Source organism: Miniimonas sp. S16, from assembly GCF_057748195.1.
This window is the reverse complement of record NZ_CM173242.1, coordinates 1,754,984-1,777,357: the sequence shown is the minus strand read 5'-3', so window position 1 is coordinate 1,777,357 and position 22,374 is coordinate 1,754,984. Positions and strand designations below refer to the sequence as shown.

The following is a 22,374-nucleotide window of genomic DNA, read 5'->3' as shown; positions in this document are numbered from 1 at the left end:
GGCGGAACTCCGCACCCGAGGTCGAGGCGAGACGGAGAAGTCGTGGAGAACGGGGCCCGGCCGCTCGTCGTCGCCGGGTTCGCTCGCGGCGCCGGCCCGTGGGTCGTCGAGCACCTCCTGCGCGGCACCGCCTGGTCCCGTGTCGAGGCGCTCGACGGCGAGCCGGCCTCGGCGGGTGCGCTCGCCGTCGCGCACGGTGGGGGTGGGCAGGGTGCCGCCGCTCCTGACGCCTCGGACGTCCCCGCCCTCCCGGACCTGCCCGCGCTCGCCGTGCTCGCCGTCCCCTCGGACGAGGTCGCCGGGTACGCGGCGCGGCTGGCCGGGGTGCTGCCGCCCGGGTCCGGCGTGGTCGTGGTGACCGCGGGCAGCATGGCGAGCCTCGCGGCGGTGACCGCCGTCGAGCCGAGCTGGCAGGTGTGCGGGCTGCACATGCTGTTCGACATCTACCGCACGGGTCCGCAGGGGCAGACCTGCTACGTCGTGGAGCGCACGAACCCGCTCGGTCAGTGGGTGGCCGCGCTCGTGGAGCGGGCCGGCGGCGTCGTGAAGTCCGGCCCCGCCGCGGTGCACGACGAGACGATGGCGCTGGTCCAGGCGCTGCCGCACCGCATGCTCACGGCGTTCGTCGACGAGGTGCTGCGCTCGGACGTGCACCTGGAGGACGAGCTGTGGGCGGCCCGCACGCCGCTGTTCGAGGCGTTGCTCAGCCTCGGCGTCGGCGTGCTCGACACCCGTCGGGAGAACTCCCTGGCCGCGGCGCAGGAGCTGCCCACCACGCCGGCCGTCCGTGCGGGCTACGACGCCGCGCTCGCGCGCTTCGACGCCGCGGCCGACGCGCACGCCACCGCGGACCACCTCGGCGTGGTGCGCGACGCGCTCACCGGCGCCGCCTACGACTCCCTGCGCCGGGTCGGCGCGAACGCCGTCGCGGCGGTGCAGGCCAAGCGTGCCGAGCTCGCGCTGCACCGCCGCACCGGAGCGCTCATCGGGCTGCGCACCGTCACCGACGCGGGCAGCCTGCGGGTGGGCCGGGTCGTCGGGATCGAGCCGAACACCGTCACGCTCGAGGAGCTGCTCGTCGGGCCGCCCGGGCGCGCGGCGCTGCTGGACGGGCCGGGGGTGCGCAACGCGCGCCGGCTCGGCGTCGCAGGCCGGGTGCACCGCACGACGTTCGCCCTCGGCCACGTCACGCTGCTCGAGCCGACCGCGCTGCAGGCCGAGCTCGACGCCTGGCTCGGGATCATCCACCGCGACGTGCGGCTGCTCGTGCCCGAGTCGGTCTCGGGGCTCGGCGTGCTGGCCGCCGTCGCGCAGCTGCCGCAGGTGCGCGACGCCGCGCACGTCGACGACGTCGTGCGGGTCGGCCAGCGGTCCGTCGTGCTGCGCATCGGCATCCGGGCCGACCGCGACCTCGAGGCGACCGTGGAGTCGGTCCGGGCGTACGTCGCGGGCGTGTACCGGTGGCCCGCGGGGGTGGCGCTCGCGCACGAGGCAGCGGGTGATGCAGCCACAGGGCCGACCGACGCCCCAGCACAGGCCCGCGTCCACTTCCTCGGACCGCGCGGCTCGTTCTCCGAGGTCGCGGCCGGCAGCGTCGAGCAGCTCGTCGCCGCGCGGCCGCGTGCGCTCGTGGCCGAACCGTCGTTCGACGCGGTCCTCGCGGGCGTCGCGGCGGGCGGACTGGGCGTGCTGCCGGTGTCGAGCTCGGCGTCGGGCCTGGTCTGGCGCGCCGTCGAGGCGCTCCTGGCCGCGCCGCCCGCCGCGGACGGCGGCCCGACCGCGGGCGGGATGATCGACGTCGCCGTCCGCTTCGACGCCTACGGCCGTCCCGGCACGTTCCTCGAGGACCTGCGCGGTGCCGTCGTGCTCAGCCATCCGCAGGCGATCGCGCAGTGCGGGGCGTTCATCCGGCGCTGGGGCCTGCGCCCGGTCCCGGTGTCCTCCACCGCGCGCGGGCTGGAGATCCTCGCGGACCCGGGGCTCGCCGTCGTCGACGGCCTCGCGGACGTGCCCGGCGTCGCCGGGGTTCTCGACGGCGAGCCCGCCGTCGCGCTCGGCGTGCAGGACCGCGGGGCGAACCTCGGCCTGGTGACGCTCGAGCGCGAGGTCGACGACCTTCCGGGCTCGATCACGCGGTTCCTCGTGGTCGGCCCGGCGGGCACGTTCGGTGCGGCGCCGGGCGGGGCGCGGCCGACGCTGCGCAGCGTGTGGGTGGGCTCCGGGCTGCGCGCGGGCGCGCTCGCGGCGACCGGCACGGAGGCGCGGTTCGACGAGCTGCTCTCCGACGGCGAGGGCCGGTTCCTCCTCGTGACGAGCGGGCCCGGGCCCGGGGGGATCGCGGGGACTGGGCTCGCGGCGGGCGGGGAGCCGTTCGCCGAGCGCGCGCGGCTGCTGGGAGAGATCCCGTGGAGCCCGCGCACTCCGGTGGTGCGGCCCGGCTGAGGTGCGTCTCCCGGCCATCGAGGCGCGGCCGGCCTGTGCCCGCCACGATGGGGGAGTTCGGTGCGCCGCGGCGGACTCGACGGCAGACTGCGGGGGTGTTCTTCACCTCCGCGTCCATGTCGCCCTCGCCCGACGATCGCCCTCGCCCCGACGGCTCCGGCGAGGAGCCGCCACCGCCGCCGGACGCCTACGCGGACAGTCGTCTGGACACGTTCCTCACGGCGTTCCACCGACTGTCCCAGGCGGCAGCGGCCCGCGCGGCCAGTGAGGCCGCCGGGGGTGTCGGACTGGTCGCCCGGGTCACCGACCACCTCGGCGTCAACCCGGGCACGCTGCCGGTCGTGACCGAGGCGGTCGCCCCGATGCGCGTGGTCGACATCGACGTCGCGGTCGCGCACGTCGTCGAGGCGCACGGTGGTGGCGAGCTGGTCGGTGTCGGGGGAGGCGACCAGCGCTGGCACATGTCGTTCGCCGACATGCTGCAGGAGAACGGGTGGGCACGACTGAGGGTCGGCGCCGTCGAGTACCGGCGCGAGTCGACCGGCCCGGACACCGAGCGCGACATCGTCGCCTACGGGCTGCACCTGTTCCGCCACGACGGCGTACCGGTCGCCCTGCTCCAGCGCGGCAGCAACCCGCAGTTCGGCGGTGAGCCCAAGCTGGAGGTGGTCAGCCCCGACGCGGACGCGGTGCGCCGGGTCCTGGCCGAGGTGCGCGAGGCGATGTCCACGCACTCGGTCCTGCGCGGGCAGGTCGTCGTCTTCACCTCCTCCCCGTTCGAGCCCGGCAGCGGCGGAGTCAGCTTCCTGGCCCGACCGCGGATCGAGTCGGGTCAGATCGTGCTGCCCGACGGGCTCCTGGCGCGGCTGCGGCGGCACGTCATCGGCATCGGGGAGCGGGCGAGCGAGCTGCGGGCGCTCGGTCAGCACCTCAAGCGCGGCGTGCTGCTGTACGGGCCTCCGGGCACCGGCAAGACCTTGACCGTTCGCCACCTCGTCGGGGAGTCGTCGTCGACGGTCATCGTGCTGACCGGCGCAGCGCTCGCGAACATCACGCTGGCGGCGCGGACGGCGCGTGCCCTCGCGCCCTCGATCCTCGTGCTCGAGGACTGTGATCTCGTCGCCGAGGAGCGCAGCACCTACACGAGCTCGCCGCTGCTGTTCGAGGTGCTCGACGCGCTCGACGGGCTCGATCCCGATGCGGACGTCACGTTCCTGCTCACCACCAACCGCGTCGACGTCCTCGAGCCGGCGCTCGCCCAGCGGCCGGGGCGCATCGACCTCGCGGTGGAGCTGCCGCTGCCGGACGAGCGGGCTCGCCTCGCCCTGCTCGAGGTGTACGCGCGACACCTCGATCTCGGCGCCGAGGCGCTCGCGTCCGCGGCACGGGAGACGACGGGTACGACGGCGTCGCTCGCCAAGGAGCTCGTCCGCCGGGCCGTGCTCACGGCCGCGGAGGAGGGCCGAGCCGTGGCCGACGAGGACCTCGCGGCTGCTGTCGCGGAGGTGACGCGTGAGGCGCGCGGGATCGGGCAGTCGATGCTCGGGGCGTCGCCTGCTCGCGCGGCCGCAGCCCCGGGTGACGCCGACGCTGACGCCGCGGCCGACGGCGGTGCCGACGCGCTCTGACGCGCGTGGCCGGCTGGAAGGACGGGGAGGGCGTCAGCGGCGCACGCGCACCCGCAGGCCGCCCGCCTGCACCCGCACGTGCACCTCGACGGCCTCGCCCACGAGGTCGCCGTCGACCTGCACCGGCCCGGGCTTGTCCAGCTGCACGGAGATCGACCGGCCGCGGAAGAACTCGATGCTGCTGGGGTTGTAGAGCACGGTGTGCCGCACCCCGATGCCCTGCAGCAGCACGCGCCACAGCAGCGACGCCCAGCCGATGAGCCCGCCGCGGGTGTCGATCGCGGCGACGTCGAGGTAGCCGTCGTCGAGGTCGGCGTCGGGCAGCAGCACGATGCCGGCCGGGAGGCGGCCGCAGTTCGCGAAGAGCAGGGTGCGCACGCGCAGCGCCTGCCACGCGCCGTTGCCCACCTGGAGTGCGAGGCGGGTGCGGCGCGCGTGCAGGTGCCGGACGCCCGCGAAGAAGTAGGCGACCCAGCCGATCCGGCGCTTGAGCGCGTCGTCGGCGCCGGCCACCATCTGCGCGTCGAACCCGGCGCCTGCCATGACGAGGAAGAGGTGCTCGGGGTAGCCCTGGTCGCCGGCGTCGCCCTCGGCTGGGATGGCGGTGAGCCAGCCGAGGTCCATCTCCACCTCACGGCCGGACAGGGCGGTGCGCACGAGCGGGGAGTGCCCGTCCACCGGCAGGTCCAGGTTTCGCGCGAGGAGGTTGCCGGTGCCGGACGGGATAAGCGCCATGGGCACCTCGCCGCCGGCCAGCGCGGTGGCCACCGACCGCACGGTGCCATCGCCACCGGCGGCCACGACGACGCTCGCCCCTGCCGCGAGCGCGTCCTTCGCCTGACCGACGCCCGGGTCGGCCACGGTGGTGTGGAAGATCAGCGGGTCGGGCAGGCCCAGCTCGCGTGAGATGGTGCGGGCCGCGGTCTCGAGCGCCTCGACGTCGGACACCTTGATCGGGTTGATGACGAAGGCCGCGGGCCCGACGGGACGGGGCGTGCCGTCGTCGTCGGTCGTGGCGCGCGGCACCGGGACCCGGCGAGGTGCGCGCATCGGGGGGAGCGTCGCCGTCGTCCGGTGCTCGCGGTAGGTCACGGCGGCGATCCACAGCGCCACGGAGGCGAGCACGACGGCGATGATGCCGAGGACGAGCGCCGCATGGACCACGCTCCCACGCTATCGGTGTCCGCTTCGTTGAGGAGTCCCGGGAGTGCCTCGTGCGCCGCAGTCAGATCGTGGTCGCACCACAAGGCTGCCCGAACCCGTCTTCGTTCCGTCGCACCGAACGCCGCCGCTTCTCGTGCGCCGGTGCTAGGTTGACCTCACGGATGGCAAACCAGCCGTCGTGCCCCAGAATGTCGTCATCATGAGATTGCAGAAGTCCCTGCCGGCAACCCTCTCAGTACTGATGCTTATTGTCGGCGGCTCCGCCGCAGGAGCAAATGCAGACGACTTGGCCGGTGTAGGGGATTCCGTGGCTGCCCAGATTGCCGAGGTAGCGCCCGAGGTGGGAGCGCTTGTGCCACCGTCGCCAGAGGCAGGTAGCCTCGTTGCGGTTTCCGACGATGTCGTCGTGACGGCACCGAAAGATGGCGTCGGAAGCGTCGAGTTGAGGAGTTCCACCGTCGGCACTCTCGATGCATCTCTGCCAAACCAGGCGAACCAGGATGCGCCGGTCGTTGCGAGTGATGGCACAGTGGTCTATTCGGGAGAGACGTCCAGCACCGCCCTGCAGGTGCTCACCGCAGGGGACGTGAGGCTGCAGAGCATTAGTGAGAATGAGGGAGCACCCAGCCGCTATTCGTACGAGTTCTCTGACTTCGTCGATCTAGTGTTGCGGGGCGATGGAGGAGCGGGCATCACAGAACGGACTCAAAGCGGTTCGGTCGTGAAGTATGGTGAGATCGATGCCCCTTGGGCGTTCGACGCGAGTGGAACGCCGGTGCAGACGTACTATCTGGTCGAGGGTAACCTGCTGACTCAGGTTATTATCACCGACCCCGGCACGACGTACCCAGTGATTGCTGACCCCAAGTTGACGCTTGGCAAGAGGATTTATTGGTCACTGACGCGAACGGAGCAGCGATACTTCGGGACGACGGGATCGGTGGCTGCCGCAGCGTATCTCTGTGGACAGACCGTCGGTCCCGGATGTGCGGCGGCATCAGCTGCTGCGGCTGGTATCGGCCTGTGCTTGAGTGACCGCGGAGGGCTCTGTCCCACGTCAGCCCCATGGTTGCAGGTTGGGTTCCCCGACGGATTCCCGGCCCAGATGTGGCCAGGGCCGTCCCTCGCCTGCCTGAAGACGGTCTGACATGCGCCGCCCCAACCTTCGAGCAGCCTGGGCTGTCACGGTGATGCTCAGCCTCGTCATCGGCGCGACGGGAGGATGGCGCCTCGGGCTGGCGTGCTTCGCGGCAGGCGCCGTCACCGTGATCCTCATGGCCTGGAGTGGCAGGAGGGCGAAGGCGCAGCGCAGGTAATCCGATCGCTCGTGGGACGTGTGGCCGGGTGGCGCCGATGCCCGGATACCCTCGGAGGGTGATCGACATCAAGGCGCTGCGCGAGGATCCCGAGGTCGGCCGGGCGAGCCAGCGGGCCCGCGGCGCGGACGAGACCCTGGTGGACCGCGTGCTCGCGGCGGACGAGCGGCAGCGCGCGATGCTCACCTCCTTCGAGTCGCTGCGCGCCGAGCAGAAGCAGGTCTCCCGCTCGGTCGGCAAGGCCGCCCCCGAGGAGCGGCACGACGTCCTCGCGCGGGCCAAGCGCCTGTCGGAGCAGGTGAAGGATGCCGAGCAGGCCGCCGACGAGGCCCGCGAGGAGCTCGACGCCCTCCTCGCCCAGCTCCCCAACATCGTGCTGCCGGGTGTACCCGTCGGTGGCGAGGACGACTACGTCGTGCTCCGCCACGAGGGCACGATCCGGGACTTCGCCGCCGAGGGCTTCGAGCCCAAGGACCACCTCGAGATCGGCGAGGGGCTCGGCGCGATCGACATGGCGCGCGGCGCCAAGGTGTCGGGCGCGCGGTTCGACTACCTCGTGGGGTTCGGCGCGCGGCTGGAGCTCGCGCTGCTCAACGCCGCGATGGACATGGCGATCGCGCGCGGCTTCACCCCGATGCTCACACCCACCCTCGTGAAGCCCGAGATCATGGCGGGCACCGGCTTCCTCGGCGCCCACGCGGACGAGATCTACTACCTCCCGGCCGACGACCTCTACCTCGTCGGCACCAGCGAGGTGGCGCTCGCGGGCTACCACGCGGGGGAGATCCTCGACCTGTCGAGCGGCCCGCTGCGCTACGCGGGCTGGTCCTCGTGCTACCGCCGCGAAGCGGGTGCCGCAGGCAAGGACAACCGCGGCATCGTGCGCGTGCACCAGTTCGACAAGGTCGAGATGTTCTCCTACGTGCGCCAGGAGGACGCCGCCGTCGAGCACCAGCGCCTGCTCGGCTGGCAGGAGGAGATGCTCACGCTCGCCGGCCTGCCCTACCGCGTCATCGACACCGCGGCCGGCGACCTCGGCTCCTCCGCAGCCCGCAAGTTCGACTGCGAGGCGTGGATCCCCTCGCAGGGCCGCTACCGCGAGATGACGTCGACGTCGAACTGCACCACGTTCCAGGCGCGCCGCCTCGGCGTGCGCGAGCGGCTCGAGGACGGCTCGACCCGCCCGGTCGCCACGCTCAACGGCACGCTCGCCACGACGCGCTGGATCGTCGCGATCCTCGAGAACCACCAGCGCCCGGACGGGTCGGTCGCCGTCCCCGAGGGCCTGCGGGGCTACCTGGGCGGCCTCGAGGAGCTGCGCGCCTGATGGGCGCGGGGCTCAAGGCGCACGACGGCGGATGGCTCGCCACGCCGTCGTTCTCCCGCTGGTTCGCGCGCGCCGAGGCGTCCGGGCGCGCGCGTGACCTCGTGGCGGGCCCGGACCTGCTGGTCTGCCTCGACATCGACGGCACGGTGCTCGGCCACGACGGCTCGCTCAGCCCGCGCGTCCACGAGGCCGTCGCGGCGCACGCCGAGGCGGGCACGCACGTGGTGCTCGCGACCGGGCGCAGCATCCCCGCCGTCGTGCCCGTGGCGCACTGGCTCGGACTCACCCGGGGCTGGGCGGTCTGCTCCAACGGCGCGGTGACGATCCGGCTCGACCCCGACCTGCCCGGCGGGTTCGAGGTGGTGCAGGTCGTGACGTTCGACGCCGGACCGGCCGTCCGCGCGCTGCTCGCCGAGGAGCCGGGCGTGCTCGTGGCGGTCGAAGACGTCGGCGTCGGGTTCCGCGTCACGGCGCCCTTCCCGGCGGGCGAGCTGCTCGCGCCCACCCAGGTCGTGGACGTCGAGGAGCTGCTCGCCGAGCCCGTCGCGCGCGTGACGCTGCGCGCGCCGGGGAAGGAGTCGCACCTCTTCCACGACCTCGTCGAGCGGTCGGGACTGCACGGCGTGGCGTACGCCGTCGGCTGGACGGCCTGGCTCGACCTCACCCCCGAGGGGATCTCGAAGGCGTCCGCGCTCGAGGGGATCCGGGAGCGGCTCGGGGTCGAGGAGTCGCGGACCGTCGCGGCCGGCGACGGCCAGAACGACCGCGAGATGCTCACCTGGGCGAGCCTCGGGGTAGCGATGGGCAGCGCCGACGCCGGGACGATCGAGGTGGCCGACGCCGTGACCGGGCACGTCGAGGAGGACGGGCTCGTCGACGTGCTGCAGGCGCTGCTGCCGTAGTGCTGCGCGTTCGTGGTGCGTGCTGCGTGGTGAGTGGTGCGTGGTCCAGCAGGCACCGCACCGACTCAGCCACGTCGGGTACTGCGCTCGTCAGTGCTGTGGCTCCCGTCTCGGCGGCGCGAGCCTCCGAACCGGACGATCAACCGCGTGGTTCCGCCAGTGTTTGCGCACACGGCGCAGCGCCCATCGCGGGTCGCGGCTGGTACAGAGCCACAGCGCTGTGGCTGTGCAGCGCGCGGGACCCTGGCCGCGGCGCCCGACGAGGCGCCGAGAAACGGCGGAATCAAGCCGATTCTCGGCCATGCTGCGGCGGCGCCGGCACCGCGGCCCAGCCACAGCGCTGACCATCGGCCGGGGCATGGTCGTGGCGCTTGGCCGAGCTAGAGGTACTGGCCGGGTGCGGGGTGGCGGCCCTCGCCGTCGTCCGACGCCACCGCACCCGCGGGGATGATCCGCACGCCCGGTGGCAGCTGGCGCGGCGCGCCGGCCTGCTGCTGCGCCTGGACCTGCTGCGCCACGAGCGCCGTCTGGATCCCGTGGAACAGCCCTTCGAGCCACCCGACGAGCTGCGCGTGCGCGATGCGCAGCTCGGCGTCGGTGGGGGTGTCGTCGGGGGAGAACGGCAGCGTGACGCGGTGCAGCTCGGCCACGAGGTCCTCCGACAGTCCGGACTCGAGCTCCTTGACCGACGCCTCGTGCACCGCCACGAGTCGGTCGCGCGCCGCCTCGTCCAGCGGCGCGGAGCGGACCTCGTCGAGCAGCTGCTTGATCATCGTGCCCAGGCGCATGACCTTCGCGGGCTCCTCGACCTGATCGAGCACGCCGCGGCGCTCGCCGTCACCCTCAGCGGGGCCGGGCAGCGTCTCGGTCTCGTGCGGGGTGGGCTCGGTCGCGGTGGGCTCGGGGGCGGCGGCCGGGCGATCAGCGTCGTCGGGCTCGTGCGACGGGGTGGTCGGCTCCTGCGTCATCGCCCCATCATGTCCCACCGGTGCGACGCCGCCCCCGGCCAGCCCCGCAGTGCCAGGATGGACGCCGTGAGCCTCGACGACGCCGTTTCCCCCGCCACGCAAGCCGCGCTTCCTACGCCCGCCACCTCCGACGGGACCGCAGCGGCCACGCGCGCCGCGATCGACGCCCCCCTGACCTGGCTCGGCAGCCCCGCGCACGCGCGCTGGCTCGAGCAGCACACCGACGACCTCATCGCCTTCGCCTCGGGCAGCGCGATCGACGCCGGCTTCGGCTACCTCGACGGTGACGGCGAGGTCCGCGACAGCGACCCCGACGGCGAGGCCGAGCTCTGGATCACGTGCCGGATGATCCACTCCTACAGCCTCGGCGTGCTCCTCGGCCGGCCCGGCTGCGCGGTCCTGGTGGACCACGGCCTCGGTGCGCTGCAGCAGACCTTCGCCGACGTCGAGAACGGTGGCTGGTACTCCAGGGTCACCGCCGACGGCCCGACGGCGAGCATCAAGGAGGCCTACGCGCACGCCTTCGTGCTCCTCGCCACCTCGTCGGCGCTGCTGGCCGGCCGGCCCGGCGCCGCCGAGCTGCTCGCGCAGGCGCAGGAGGTGCACACCACCCGGTTCTGGAACGAGGACGAGGGCATGGCGGTGGAGTCCTGGGACGCCGCGTGGACCGAGTGCGAGTCCTACCGCGGCGTCAACGCCAACATGCACACGGTCGAGGCCTACCTCGCGGTCGCCGACGCCACCGGCGAGCACGTCTGGCGCGAGCGCGCGCTGCGCATCCTGCGCCGGGTCCTCGGCTACGCGGCCGACTACTCCTGGCGCATCCCGGAGCACTTCTCCACCGACTGGGAGCCGCTGCCCGACTACAACACCGACGACCGCGCCCACCCGTTCCGCCCGTACGGCGCGACCGTCGGGCACTGGTTCGAGTGGGCGCGCCTCGCGCTGCACGCGCGCGCCGCGGAGCTCGCCCACGGCGCGCCCGAGGGTGACGTCGCCTGGCTGCTCGAGCCCGCCGTCGCGCTCTTCGAGGCGGGGGTGCGCGAGGGCTGGGCGGTCGACGGCGAGGACGGCTTCGTCTACACGGTCGACTTCGACGGGGTCCCGGTCGTGCGCGAGCGGATGCACTGGGTCGTCACCGAGGCCATCGGGGCGGCCGCCGCGCTGTGGCGGGCGACGGGTGAGGCCTCCTACACCGAGGCGTACCAGACCTGGTGGGACTACGCGCAGACCTACCTGCTGGACGGCAGCGGCTCGTGGGTGCACGAGCTCGACGTGCACAACGCGCCCGCCGACACCGTCTGGCCGGGCAAGCCGGACATCTACCACGCGATCCAGGCGTCGCTCATCCCGCGCCTGCCGCTGTGGCCGGCCCTCGCGAGCGCCGTGAAGGCGGGGCTGCTCGACAGCTGAGCGGGGGAGCGCCGGTGCCGGTGCCGGTGCCGGTGCCGGTGCCGGTGCCGGGAAGCATCGGCCCGCCGGCGCGGCACGGCTAGGCCGACGCGCGGCGTGGCCGGGCCCGCGCGTCGCCCCGGCCCGGCGAGACGCAGCACGCAGACACGGCGAAGGGCCCCGGGGGATCACCCCGGGGCCCTTCGTGGTCCGTGCCGGTCGGAGCGGGTGGTACCCGCACCGACCGGCGGCGCGCTCAGGAGATCAGCGCAGCCACTTGTTCTTCTTGACGACGTCGAGGCCGCCCCACCACTTGCCCAGGCCCCAGGTGTCACCTGCGAGGGTCACGGCGGCGATGAGGAGCAGGAGCGCCTCGTGCCAGTGGGAGTCGACGAACGGGTTGGTGTTGCGCTGGACGAAGAACGGCCACTCCGCCATGTACATGAAGATCATGAGCAGGGTGCCCGAGACGGCCGCGATGCGCACTCCGGCACCGAGGATCATCGCGATCCCGATGCCGAAGAGGCCGAACATGAACAGGAAGTCGCCGAACGGGTTGATGAACAGCTTGAAGAACCCGACGAACGGCGTGGTGGGCTCGCCGCCGAAGCCACCGGTAACGCTCGGTTCTCCTTGTGAGGTGGCCCGAGTGCGCCGGGCCCGACATGTGAATCGTTGCCGTCCGGCCACCCTAAGGCACGGGACGTAGGTCCTGCCTTCACAAAACCTTCACAGGATAGCGGGAACTCGACACTGTGGTCGCAGCAAAAACCGCAGCATCGCGCAGTAACGAGGAGTACGCGCGAGGTGACGCGGCGTCACGGGGGGCCGAGCCACGTCACGGGCGTAGGAGCACCGTGACCCTGTCCACGCCGCCGGGCACGTCGTCCTCGCCGACGTCCGACGGCGAGCGATCGGACACGAACACGCTCACCTCGAACGGGGCTCGCCTCGCCCCGGGCGGGTGCTCGCGCTCCGACACCCGCGCGCGGACCAGTGCGACCTGCTCTGCGAGCCGCGGCCCGAGGCCGCTCACGATGTTGACGCCGTCGGCGAGGTCGGCGGCGAGGGCGAGGGTCGCCGTCGCGCCTGCGCCCACCACGATCGGCGGCGCCGGTCGGGTGACGACGCCGGTCAGCCCGTGCGTCGCGACCGAGCCCGTGGCGTCCCGCCCGGCCCAGATCGCCCGCAGCGCCGCGACGTGCTCGGCGAGCAGCGCGCGCCGCGCCGCCGCGGGCTCCGGCACCCGGCCCAGCGCCGCGTCCTCGCGCGCGAACGGCGAGCCCGGCCCGGCGCCTGCGCCGATCCCGCACACGACGCGGCCCGGCGCGAGCGAGGACAGCGTGTCGACGGCGAGCGCGAGCTGCGCGGGGTGGCGGTTGTGCACGTTGGCGACGAGGACGCCGAGCCGGACCCGCTCGGTGCGCGCGGCGATCGCGCCCAGCATCGCGAACGGGTCGCGCGACGCGCCCGCGCCCGGGTCGCGCAGCGCCGCGAGCGAGCTGACGTGGTCGAAGGTCCACACGCCGTCGTATCCGTCGTCCTCGGCGCGGACCGCGGCGTCGAGGATCGCGCGGGCGTCGCCGCCAAAGGGGGACAGGACGAGGTCGCGCGCGAGCGTCATCGCGCCGCGGTCCAGCCGCTCGGTGCGCCCGGGACGAGCACGACCTTGCCGACCGCCTCGCCGTCGCGCAGCATCGCGTGGGCGCGCGGCGCGTCCGCGAGGGCAAGGACGGCGTGCAGCACGGGCCGGATGCGGCCCGAGGCGACGTGCGGACCGAGATGCGTGACGACGTCGTGCACGATCGTGGCCTTCTCGGCGGCGGGACGCGCGCGCAGGGTGGTGCCGTGCACGCTCGCGCGGCGCTGCATGAGGGTGAGCAGGTCGAGCTCGCCGCGGCGGCCCTGCTGCGTGCCGATCACCACGAGGCGGCCGCCGGGTGCGAGGCGGCGCACGTTCTCCGTGAGCGCGCCGCCGCCGAGGACGTCGAGCACGACGTCGACCCCGCGCCCGTCGGTCGCGGCCAGGACCGCGTCGGTGAGGGCGGCCGGGTCGAGGGCGTGGTGGTCGAGCACGACGTCGGCGCCCAGGTCGGTCACCACACGCGCCTTCTGCGGGCCGCCGGCCGTGGCGAGCACGCGCGCGTCGAGCACGCGGGCGACCTGGACCGCGGTGACGCCGATGCCGCCCGAGCCGCCGACGACGAGCACGCTCTCGCCCGCGCGCAGGCCGCCGACCGGCCGGTCGCCGACGCCGACGAGGTTGGACCAGACCGTCGCGAGCGCCTCGGGCAGGCTCGCGGCCTCGGGATCGGTGAGCGCGTCGGGGGTCGGCAGGAGCTGCGCGGCCGGCGCGATCACGTGGCTCGCGTAGCCGCCGCCGGCGAGGAGGGCGGCGACGCGGTCGCCGTCGCGCACGTCGGTCACGCCGTCCCCGACGGCGAGCACCCGGCCCGCGACCTCGAGCCCGGGATGGCGGGGTGCTCCGGGCGGGGGCGGGTAGTGGCCGGCGACCTGCATCAGGTCGGCGCGGTTGACGCCGGCCGCGGCGACCTCGAGCAGGACCTCGCCGGGGCCGGGGGTCGGGGTCTCGGCGGTGGTGGGGTGCAGGGCGCCGTCGCGGATCTCGAGGAGGTCCATGCCGCTCACGCTAACCCGCTCGGGCCGCCGGGCCCGGCGAGCACTTCGGCGAGCACCGCTCGCGCACAGCTGCGGACGCCCGCGCACAGCTGCGGACGCCCGCGCACAGCTGCGGACGGCTGGCGGCACGGGGTGAGGACCGACGGCGTGTCTGCCGCGACACGCCGACCGTCGGGTCAACCCGTCCGCAGATGTGCACGAGTCGTCCGCACGTGCGCGCCGGCCCCCGAGGAGCACGGACCGCGCGGTGGGAGCGGCTGGCCGCGAGCATGCGCCGGGGTGCCCGATAGCGATCCTCGGGCAGGCGCCGGGGTGCCCGAGAGCGATCCTCGAGCACCCCGGCGCACGCTGGCGGGCCGTCGCGTCCTTGAAGCCGCCTTAGTGCGCGACCGCCTTCTCGGCCCCGTGCCCGGTGAGCGAGCGCACCTCCATCTCGGCGGCGAGCTCGGGGTCCTCCGACCGCTTGTCGAGCACCGAGAACAGCCATCCGGCGAGGAACCCGAGCGGGATCGAGACGATGCCCGGGTTGTTCAGCGGGAACCAGTGGAAGTCCACGCCGGCGCCGAACACCGACGTCTCCTTTCCGGAGAACACGGGCGAGAAGAAGATGAGCACGAGCGCGCTGATCAGCCCGGTGTACATGCCGCCCACCGCGCCGCGCGTGGTGAACCCCTTCCAGAACAGCGAGTACAGGATCGTCGTCGGCAGGTTCGCCGACGCCGCGACGGCGAACGCGAGCGCCACGAGGAACGCCACGTTCTGCCCCTGCGCCCCGATGCCGCCGAGGATCGCGACGGCTCCGATCCCGATCACCGTGTACCGCCCCACGCGCACCTCGGCGGCCGGGTCGGCCTTGCCCTTCTTGATGACCGAACCGTAGATGTCGTGCGCGAACGACGCGGCCGCGGTGATCGTGAGGCCGGCGACCACCGCGAGGATCGTCGCGAACGCGACCGCCGAGATGATGCCCATGAGCAGCGACCCGCCGAGCTGGAGCGCGAGCAGCGGCGCCGCCGAGTTCACGCCGCCCGGCGAGGCAAGGATCGTCTCCGGTCCGACGAGCGCGAGCGCCCCGAACCCGAGCACGAGCGTGAACAGGTAAAAGATCCCGATGAGCGCGATCGCCCAGACGACGGACTTGCGCGCCTCCTTCGCCGTCGGGACGGTGTAGAAGCGCATGAGGATGTGCGGCAGGCCGGCGGTGCCGAGCACGAGCGCGAGGCCGAGCGAGATGAAGTCGACCGGGTTCGCGCCGTACTGCTTGCCGGGCGCGAGGATGCTGATGTCACCGCCCGCGGACTCCACGCCCGCCTCGAGCATCGCGGAGAAGTCGAACCCGAACTTGCCCAGCACCCACACGGTCATGATGAACGCGCCGATGATGAGCAGGATCGCCTTGATGATCTGCACCCAGGTGGTGCCCTTCATCCCGCCGATGAGGACGTAGACGATCATGAGCGCGCCGACCACCGCGATCACGATGGACTGCCCGAGCTTGGCGTCGACGCCGAGCAGCAGCGACACCAGGCCGCCCGCGCCGGCCATCTGAGCCAGCAGGTAGAAGAACGAGACGGCGAGCGTGGACAGCGCGGCCGCCATCCGGACGGGTCGCTGGCGCAGCCGGAAGCTGAGCACGTCGGCCATCGTGAACTTCGCGGTGTTGCGCATGAGCTCGGCCACGAGCAGCAGCGCCACGATCCACGCGACGAGGAAGCCGAGCGAGTACAGGAAGCCGTCGTAGCCGTTGACCGCGATGGCGCCGCAGATGCCGAGGAAGCTCGCCGCGGACAGGTAGTCGCCCGCGATCGCGGTGCCGTTCTGCGGTCCGGAGAACGAGCGCCCGCCCGCGTAGTAGTCCGCGGCGGAGGAGTTGTTCCGGCTGGCCCGGAACACGATCACCATCGTCACCGCCACGAAGAGCAGGAAGATGACGATGTTGAGCACGGGGTTGTTCTGCGCGGCGAGCTCGTCGTTCATCGCACACCTCCCACGGCGTCGGCCGCCGTCCCGCCGCCCTCCATGGCTTCCAGCTCGGCGCGCAGGTGCTCGGCGCGCGGGTCGAGCTCCTTGTTCGCGTAGTGGACGTACCAGGCGGTGATGCCGAACGTCGTGACGAACTGCGACAGCCCCAGCAGCAGGCCGATGTTGACGTGCCCGAAGACCTGGGTCGCCATGAAGTCCCGCGCGTACGACGCGAGCAGCACGTAGAGGATGAACCATCCGAACGCGGCCGCTGTCACCGGGAACACGAAGCGCCGGTGCTTGCTGCGCAGCGCCTGGAACTCGGCCGACTCCTGGACGGCGATGTAGTCGATCCCTGTCACGAGGCCTCCTTGCCCGTCATCGGTTTCGCGAAGTCTGTCAGCCGCTCCGAGCGCCGCGATAGAGACTTCGGTCGAGAACATCTCCGAAAGTTCTCGTCCGTTCGGCGCCCGACGGCGAGCCCGCCCTGGTAGGGCGCGCCCGACTCGGGTGTCGGCCAGGTCGGGCGGTGGGCCCGGGTGGGGCGCGCGACGGCGAGCGCCCCCGGGGAGGCGAGGTGCCGATCGTCGTTCTCACGACGGTCGGCGCGAAGTCGGGAAACCTGCGCAAGACGGCGCTGATGCGCGTCGAGCACGAGGGCGACTACGTCGTCGTGGCGTCCAAGGGCGGCGCACCCGACCACCCGCAGTGGTACTGGAACCTGGCGGCGAACCCGCACGTGGAGCTGCAGGACGGCCCGGTCAAGACTGACTACCTCGCGCGCGAGGTAGTCGGGCGACGAGCGTGCGACCTGGTGGGACCGCGCCGTCGCGGTGTGGCCGGACTACGCGAGCTACCAGATGAAGACCGACCGGCTCATCCCGCTGTTCGTGCTCGAGGAGATGACCGAGCCCGAGGGCTGATCTGGTTGACGGGCGGCGGTCCGTTCTGTCCGACGCTGCGCGGCCAACGCGTCTGGGCACGTGCCCGGGCCCGTGCGCGACGCGTCCGTCGCGCGAGCGCTGGCAGAATGGCCCCGGCCCTGGGCGGTGCCGCGGTGACGTGACGACGCCGCTGACGACCCGGGTCAGGGAGCGATGACAGAGCGGCCGAATGTGACGGTCTTGAAAACCGTTGAGGTGCAAGCCTCCGGGGGTTCGAATCCCCCTCGCTCCGCCATGAGCGGCTTGCTGGAACTCGCGCGGGAGGTCACCTCCCCCGGTTCGAGCGAGACGTTCGGCCCAAGCGCCTCGACCGCAAGGTCGGGGCGCTTTGCGTTGGCCGCCCGCCCTGCGGCGGTGTGTGCTGCCGCCACGAGCGACTTGAACGGTTCCTTGAGGTCGGCGCCTTCGACGTCGTCCTCGAGGTACAGCGCCTCGAACATCACGTGCGCTGATGAAGCCACGGGCTTCATCAGGAGCCTGCCGATAGACGGCAGCGAGGTTGCGCATGGCGGTCGTGGCTGTGGCGAGCGCCTTGGCACCGATAGCGAGCCTTGCGTCGGTCTCGGTTCGCTCTTGGGAGAGACGCTCCCGCTCGCGCTGGACCTTTCGTAGACGTTCACGCAAGCACGACGCAGGCGCGGCCCCCTCCTCGGCGAGATCGAGGATGCGCGCCTCGCGCACGTCCAGCTCAGCAAGCCGGCGCTTGACGGCCGCGTCGATCTCGGCGACCGTGCGCTGCGAGTCCCTGACGGCTTCCGAGATGGCGCTGTCGACTCCATCGGCGAAGTCGGTGGGGAGCTCGACTGAGGCGAAGTGGTCTGCGACTGCGGACTCCACGAGCGGGACTGGAAGATAGGGCAAGTCGCAGGTGCGGTCGTTGCGGCGCTGACACATGAAGTAGGCGTAGACCCCTCCTCTGCCCTGCGCCTCGGTGTAGACCATCCGGGTCCGCTGCCCACGTGCGCGGCAGCGCTGGCAGAAGAGTAGGCCCTTCAGGTAGTGGAAGTGGACGCGGTCACGCGAGCCGTTCTGGGAGCGCAGATGCAGAACCTCCTGCACTCGTTCGAAGAGTTCGGGCGTGACCAGTGCTGGGTGCCGACCGACGAACTCCTCGTCTCCGTAAGTGACCATGCCCGTGTAGTAGGGACCTGAGCGAGAAGAACGCTGCACAGCTCCGAGAAGCCGTCGCACCGTTCACTTCCTCCGGTCGCCGTAGCGGACGCGCACCCCGCGCGAAGGCCAACTCACGTGGCACCGGCGGCGACTATGACCCCAAGGCCGTCCGAATCTGGGCTGAAGCGAACGACGTCGACGTGCCCGCACGCGGCCGCATCCCCGCAGCAGTGCTGGGGCAGTACCGGGCCGCAGGCAACTAGATCCTCCTAACGGATGCTGGCTCCGTTGTCACCCGCGAGGTGCGTGGTGGGGCCAGCACCCGTCGGCCCATCTCGCGTAGAAGGGCAAGCTGACTCTTCGGACATCTGGTGGGGAGTGGGGGTCGGGGTGTGATCGGGGCTGGGTAGGGGTCGAGGTCCTCGATGATCGGTAGCGACCAAGCGACCGTTCGTCTCGAGGACCTCGACGTTGACCAACGCTACGGCGTGCGTGCGCGCGCCTTCCACAGGTGATCCCTGCCCGCGGTGTGACCTCCTGCTGGGGCTGGAGGGTGTGGTCCATGTCGAGGGCGTCGAGCGCGTCGACGGCCACATGCGCGTGGAGGTCTCCACGCCGTGGCAGTTGATGGGCTGCCCGGAGTGCGGTGTCCTCTCCCCGAGCCGGGGCCGGCGGGTCCGGCGGCTGCACGACGTGCCGCACGGGAGCGCGCGTGTCGTGCTGGTGTGGCGCCAGCGGGTGTGGCGATGCCCCGATCAGGGCTGCGCGCGGGGGACGTTCACCGAGCAGGTCCCCGACCTGGTTGCGGCGCGGGGATCGGTCACGACCCGAGCAGTGGCCTGGGCCATGGAGCAGCTACGGCGTGAGCACGCCACGATCAGTGGCCTGGCCCGCCAGCTCGCAGGTTGCGTGGAAGACGATGTGGCGCGCGATCGAGCCCGTCCTGGAACACCTCGACAGCCAGGAGTCCCGCTTCGCCGGAGTGAGCAGCCTTGGGGTCGACGAACACATCTGGCACCACGGCGACCCACGCCGGAAGGGTCCGAAGGAGTTGACCGGGATGGTCGACCTCACCCGCGATGAGCAGGGACGGGTCCGCGCCCGACTGCTGGACCTGGTCCCGGGCCGCTCCAAGAAGGCCTACACCGACTGGCTCACCGCCCGCGGCGATGCGTTCCGCGCCGGAGTCCAGGTCGCGGCCCTGGACCCGTTCGGTGGCTACAAAGCCGCGATCGACGCCGCGCTCGCCGACGCCGTCGCGGTCCTGGACGCCTTCCACGTCGTGAAGCTCGGCACCCAGGTCGTGGACGAGGTCCGCCGCCGGGTCCAGCAGACCACCCTGGGCCACCGCGGCCGCAAGGGGGACCCCCTCTACGGCATCCAGACCATCCTGCGGGCAGGGGCGGAGAACCTCACCGACAAACAGTTGGATCGCCTGGCGGAAGCTGTCGAGGCCGACCCCGCCCACGAAGAGGTGTATGTCGCGTGGCGCTGCGCCCAGGACCTCCGCGCCGCCTACCGCGACAAGGACACCGCCGCGGGCAAGAAGCAAGCCGAGAAGATCCTGGACTCCTTCCACACCTGCCCCATCCCCGAGGTCGCTCGCCTCGGGCGGACCCTCAGGCGCTGGCGCGAGGCGTTCCTGGCCTACTTCACCACCGGCCGCGCGAACAACGGACCCACCGAGGCAGTGAACGGCATCATCGAGCTCCACCGCCGCCTCGCTCGCGGCTACCGCAACCGCACCAACTACCGCCTACGCATGCTCCTCGCCGCCGGCGGACTCACCCCCTGATCCCCACCAGATGTCCGAAGAGCCATCAATGCAGCGCAATAGGCTCCGTCCATAACCAAAACCGTAGGAACTACTACACATTCAAGTACCGCAGCCCTCACTCATCGCTAGCATTCGGTGGAGTTATCATGATGCACCGCGGCATCTGGAAAGCAATGGACGTTGCCTAGAGGAGAACGCGGGACGACGGGTGCTTACATCCGACACTAATACGACTCCGGGGCGAACTCCTGATTTCTTAGCCGGGACCCCACCCCTCGACAAGCCAATCATGTCCGCGCATCGAACCCCTCGCACTCAAGGCAATCCGAGACTGGCGTGCTCGCCAACGGCTTGGCCGTCTCGATTCTCTTTGACGCTGCCCATCTCGTTACGCCGAACTGTTCCGCTATACGCGCATGCGTCCACCCCGCATTTCGTAGTTCCTGCATCTGCCTGACAGCCTCGTCGCTCAGCTTTCCATGTCGCCGTTTCACGCCGCTTCGTCGCAGGTGATCGAGGACTGCAGTCTCCGAGATGCCATACTCCACCGCAACCTGTGCAGCCGTCGACCCTGCTGCGTACGAAGCCGTCATCCCCTCGAGCTCACTGGCCGAGCGCCTTCCTGACACCGCGTGTGGCACCCAGCCCCTCGCCTCGCTAGGCCGTTGCTCACCCTTGCTCGCAAGCTTGATGATCTTGGTGAACACCGGAAGCTGGCGTTCGTACCTCCAGTAGCGCCGCATGACCTCCGCACGAGGTGACGACGCCGCAGCCGGCGCCCGGCCCCGCGAGGACGTCCGCCCGCACGTGGAAGCGCCCCGCCACGAGCCGAGGGGGACGACTCGCGGCGGGACGCTACGCGTTCCGCAGGTCGGGGACAGGCGGACCGCGAATGTCTTGGAGGTGCCGGGGGGGGCCGGGGGGGGGGGGGGGACGTTCGGTGCGGGCCGGCGATCAGCGACGCTGCCCGCCTCCCCCGCCGGGCGCCTGCCCGCCGCCGCCCATGCCGCCGCCGGGCCCACCGCCCATCCCGGTGAGCGAGGAGGTGCCGGCCGTCAGCGTGACGGAGGTTCCGCCGTCGGCCGTCACGGTGTAGCTGGACCCGGCCGCGACGTCGGCGGAGGAGTAGACCACCGAGGCGACGTCCTTGGGCGTCGTGAACGAGGTGAGCTTGGTGCCCGACGCGTCCGTGATCGTGACGGTCGAGCCGGCGGAGGCGGTGAGGTTGCCCGCGACCCAGCTCTGCGCCGACTCGGTGGACGGCGCCACGGCCATCCCGGCGGACCCGACGGCGAGCAGCGTGCCGCCCGAGATCGAGAACACGTCGAGGTCGAGCGGGCCGTTGCCGTCCATGGTCGGCCCGTAGACCACCACGTCGCCGCCGGTCATCTCGGCCGTCCCGTTGGAGTCGAGCCCGTCGCCGTCGGCGTTCACGAGGATCGATCCCGCCGAGATGAGCAGCCACACCTCCGACGCCGAGGAGTTGGCGGCGTTGACGCCGTCGTCGCTGGCGGTGATGTCGGCGTCGGTCCCGGAGAACGTGATCGTCGCACCCTCCACGCCCTCGTAGGACTCGGTCACGGTGAGCGTGCCGCCCGCGAGGGTGACCGAGCCGTCCGAGTGCACGCCGTCGTCACCGCTCGCGAGTGTCAGCGTGCCGCCCGAGACCGAGACGGCGCCGTTGCTGTGCACGGTGTCGTCGGTCGCGGTCAGCGTGAGCGTGGGGTCGCCGCCGACGACCACGGACACGTCCCCGTTGAGCCCCTTGCCCACGGACGTCGCGGTGATCGTGCCGCCCCCGACGATGACGTCGGTCGCCGCGGAGAGGGCGTCGTCCCCGGCGTCGACGGTGAGCTCGCCGTCGAGCACGGCGATGTAGCCGGCCGTGGTGTCCTCGTCGTTGTCCGACTTCAGGGCGTCCCCGCCCGCGGTGAGGTCGAAGGTGCCGCCCGTGATGACGAGGTAGTCCTTGCCGCGCACGGCGTCGTCGGCGGCATCGACCGTGACCGTGCCGCCCGTGACGACGAGGCCGTCCTTACCGGTGATGCCGTCGCCGGCCGCGGAGGTCACGGTGAGGCTGCCGGTGCCGCCGATGGTGAGGTCCGCTGTCGAGTACAGCGCGGCGTTGACCACGTCGGTGCCGGAGGCGTCCTCCTCGGGGATGGCGGTGCGCGCATCGTTCAGCGTGTTCGTCGAGCCGTCGGCCAGCACCACGACGACGCTCCCGGAGTCGGCGACCTGCAGCGGCATGGTCGTGGTGGACGTGATGTCGGCGCCGTCGAGCACGAGGGTGACCACGCCGTCGTCCGCCGAGTCGACCACGATCTGGCCGTCGGTGAGGGTGCCGGACACCACGTAGGTGCCCGAGGCGGTGATGGTCACGGTGGAGCCGTCGACGGTCACGGCGGCGGCGCCGTCGCCGGTCGCGCTCGCCGAGTCGCCCGAGAGCGAGATCGCGACGGCGGAGCTCACGTCCACGTCCGTCTCGCCCGTCTCGTAGGCGAGGTTCGCGGCGAGGGCCGCCTCGACGTCCTCGCCGGCGACGGCGTCGACCGGGGCCGCGGCGTCGGAGTCGGTGTCCGAGGCGTCGGCGTCCGTGGTGGCGGTGTCGCTGGCGGCCTGCGCGGTGTCGGAGTTGTCCGCCGCCGCGGTGTCGGTGCCGCAGGCGGCGAGGGCTCCCACGCCGAGCGTGGCGGCGACGGCCGCGGCCAGCGCCTTGCTGCGCAGCGGGCGAAGGGCGCCCAGCGAACGGGTCTGTCGGGTGGTGGGGGTGGGTCGCATCGCAAGGCTCCTTGGTTC

Annotated in this window: 17 protein-coding genes, 1 tRNA gene and 3 pseudogenes; 11 read left to right on the top strand and 10 right to left on the bottom strand. The window is 72.3% G+C overall.

Annotation, left to right across the window (positions count from 1 at the left end; genetic code table 11):
* The first annotated feature begins 42 nt into the window (after nucleotides 1–42).
* A complete protein-coding gene (locus AC3AQ1_RS07725) occupies nucleotides 43–2,442 on the top strand; it encodes a prephenate dehydratase domain-containing protein (RefSeq protein WP_108718507.1) in 2,400 nt (799 codons plus the stop codon).
* A gap of 95 nt (nucleotides 2,443–2,537) precedes the next feature.
* Nucleotides 2,538–4,070: an AAA family ATPase gene (locus AC3AQ1_RS07720; protein WP_108718506.1), complete on the top strand. Its 1,533-nt coding sequence runs from the start codon at nucleotides 2,538–2,540 to the stop codon at nucleotides 4,068–4,070.
* A 33-nt stretch (nucleotides 4,071–4,103) separates the two neighbouring features.
* On the opposite strand, the gene AC3AQ1_RS07715 is transcribed toward AC3AQ1_RS07720, so the two are convergent.
* Nucleotides 4,104–5,234 carry a diacylglycerol/lipid kinase family protein gene (locus AC3AQ1_RS07715; protein WP_108718505.1) on the bottom strand — a complete coding sequence of 377 codons (1,131 nt, stop codon included), beginning with the start codon at nucleotides 5,232–5,234 and terminating at the stop codon, nucleotides 4,104–4,106.
* 199 nt (nucleotides 5,235–5,433) lie between these two features.
* Here AC3AQ1_RS07715 and AC3AQ1_RS07710 point away from each other — a divergent pair, with 199 nt between their 5' ends.
* The 3 genes from AC3AQ1_RS07710 (at nucleotide 5,434) to AC3AQ1_RS07700 (ending at nucleotide 8,779) form a co-directional block, all read left to right on the top strand.
* Nucleotides 5,434–6,381, top strand: coding sequence for a hypothetical protein (locus AC3AQ1_RS07710; RefSeq protein WP_159096436.1), 948 nt, complete (start codon nucleotides 5,434–5,436; stop codon nucleotides 6,379–6,381).
* Between the two features lie 227 nt (nucleotides 6,382–6,608).
* Nucleotides 6,609–7,877, top strand: coding sequence for a serine--tRNA ligase (serS, locus tag AC3AQ1_RS07705; protein ID WP_108718504.1), 1,269 nt, complete (start codon nucleotides 6,609–6,611; stop codon nucleotides 7,875–7,877).
* On the top strand, nucleotides 7,877–8,779 hold the full coding sequence (locus AC3AQ1_RS07700) for an HAD family hydrolase (protein WP_108718503.1): 903 nt from the start codon (nucleotides 7,877–7,879) through the stop codon (nucleotides 8,777–8,779). Before serS ends, AC3AQ1_RS07700 begins: the two co-directional genes overlap by 1 nt.
* A 380-nt stretch (nucleotides 8,780–9,159) precedes the next feature.
* Here the strand turns inward: AC3AQ1_RS07700 and AC3AQ1_RS07695 are convergent, their stop codons facing one another.
* Complete coding sequence (locus AC3AQ1_RS07695) at nucleotides 9,160–9,747, bottom strand: bacterial proteasome activator family protein (protein ID WP_108718502.1); 588 nt, start codon at nucleotides 9,745–9,747, stop codon at nucleotides 9,160–9,162.
* A 66-nt stretch (nucleotides 9,748–9,813) separates the two neighbouring features.
* Here AC3AQ1_RS07695 and AC3AQ1_RS07690 point away from each other — a divergent pair, with 66 nt between their 5' ends.
* The gene (locus tag AC3AQ1_RS07690; protein ID WP_370445337.1) at nucleotides 9,814–11,160 is read left to right on the top strand and encodes an AGE family epimerase/isomerase; all 1,347 of its coding nucleotides are present in this window, start codon (nucleotides 9,814–9,816) and stop codon (nucleotides 11,158–11,160) included.
* A 243-nt stretch (nucleotides 11,161–11,403) separates the two neighbouring features.
* On the opposite strand, the gene AC3AQ1_RS07685 is transcribed toward AC3AQ1_RS07690, so the two are convergent.
* The 5 genes from AC3AQ1_RS07685 to AC3AQ1_RS07665 form a co-directional block, all read right to left on the bottom strand.
* On the bottom strand, nucleotides 11,404–11,829 hold the full coding sequence (locus AC3AQ1_RS07685; RefSeq protein WP_199916558.1) for a hypothetical protein: 426 nt from the start codon (nucleotides 11,827–11,829) through the stop codon (nucleotides 11,404–11,406).
* Nucleotides 11,830–11,977: 148 nt separating this feature from the next.
* Nucleotides 11,978–12,763: an LLM class flavin-dependent oxidoreductase gene (locus AC3AQ1_RS07680; protein WP_108718500.1), complete on the bottom strand. Its 786-nt coding sequence runs from the start codon at nucleotides 12,761–12,763 to the stop codon at nucleotides 11,978–11,980.
* A complete protein-coding gene (locus AC3AQ1_RS07675; protein ID WP_108718499.1) occupies nucleotides 12,760–13,779 on the bottom strand; it encodes a zinc-binding dehydrogenase in 1,020 nt (339 codons plus the stop codon). Before AC3AQ1_RS07675 ends, AC3AQ1_RS07680 begins: the two co-directional genes overlap by 4 nt.
* A 378-nt stretch (nucleotides 13,780–14,157) precedes the next feature.
* Complete coding sequence (locus AC3AQ1_RS07670) at nucleotides 14,158–15,756, bottom strand: solute symporter family protein (RefSeq protein ID WP_108718498.1); 1,599 nt, start codon at nucleotides 15,754–15,756, stop codon at nucleotides 14,158–14,160.
* The gene (locus tag AC3AQ1_RS07665; protein WP_234417884.1) at nucleotides 15,753–16,103 is read right to left on the bottom strand and encodes a DUF485 domain-containing protein; all 351 of its coding nucleotides are present in this window, start codon (nucleotides 16,101–16,103) and stop codon (nucleotides 15,753–15,755) included. The genes AC3AQ1_RS07670 and AC3AQ1_RS07665 overlap by 4 nt, the downstream gene beginning before the upstream one ends.
* 167 nt (nucleotides 16,104–16,270) lie before the next feature.
* Between AC3AQ1_RS07665 and AC3AQ1_RS07660 the strand changes: the two are divergent.
* The 3 genes and pseudogenes from AC3AQ1_RS07660 to AC3AQ1_RS07650 all read left to right on the top strand — a co-directional run.
* Nucleotides 16,271–16,486, top strand: a pseudogene (locus AC3AQ1_RS07660) (nitroreductase/quinone reductase family protein); the annotation flags it as partial.
* Between the two features lie 88 nt (nucleotides 16,487–16,574).
* A complete protein-coding gene (locus tag AC3AQ1_RS07655) occupies nucleotides 16,575–16,664 on the top strand; it encodes a nitroreductase/quinone reductase family protein (protein WP_304595774.1) in 90 nt (29 codons plus the stop codon).
* A gap of 168 nt (nucleotides 16,665–16,832) precedes the next feature.
* Nucleotides 16,833–16,920: transfer RNA gene (locus AC3AQ1_RS07650), tRNA-Ser, on the top strand.
* A 638-nt stretch (nucleotides 16,921–17,558) separates the two neighbouring features.
* Here the strand turns inward: AC3AQ1_RS07650 and AC3AQ1_RS07645 are convergent.
* Nucleotides 17,559–17,627 (bottom strand): annotated as a pseudogene (locus AC3AQ1_RS07645) (hypothetical protein); the annotation flags it as partial.
* Between the two features lie 206 nt (nucleotides 17,628–17,833).
* Between AC3AQ1_RS07645 and AC3AQ1_RS07640 the strand changes: the two are divergent.
* On the top strand, nucleotides 17,834–18,061 hold the full coding sequence (locus AC3AQ1_RS07640) for an Lsr2 family DNA-binding protein (protein ID WP_108720070.1): 228 nt from the start codon (nucleotides 17,834–17,836) through the stop codon (nucleotides 18,059–18,061).
* Between the two features lie 208 nt (nucleotides 18,062–18,269).
* A pseudogene (locus AC3AQ1_RS07635) lies at nucleotides 18,270–19,593 on the top strand (ISL3 family transposase).
* Between the two features lie 269 nt (nucleotides 19,594–19,862).
* Here AC3AQ1_RS07635 and AC3AQ1_RS07630 read toward each other — a convergent pair.
* Together AC3AQ1_RS07630 and AC3AQ1_RS07625 are read right to left on the bottom strand one after the other, a co-directional pair.
* On the bottom strand, nucleotides 19,863–20,282 hold the full coding sequence (locus AC3AQ1_RS07630; protein WP_159096435.1) for a helix-turn-helix domain-containing protein: 420 nt from the start codon (nucleotides 20,280–20,282) through the stop codon (nucleotides 19,863–19,865).
* A gap of 247 nt (nucleotides 20,283–20,529) precedes the next feature.
* On the bottom strand, nucleotides 20,530–22,356 hold the full coding sequence (locus AC3AQ1_RS07625) for a carbohydrate-binding domain-containing protein (protein WP_108718495.1): 1,827 nt from the start codon (nucleotides 22,354–22,356) through the stop codon (nucleotides 20,530–20,532).
* Nucleotides 22,357–22,374: the final 18 nt, after the last annotated feature.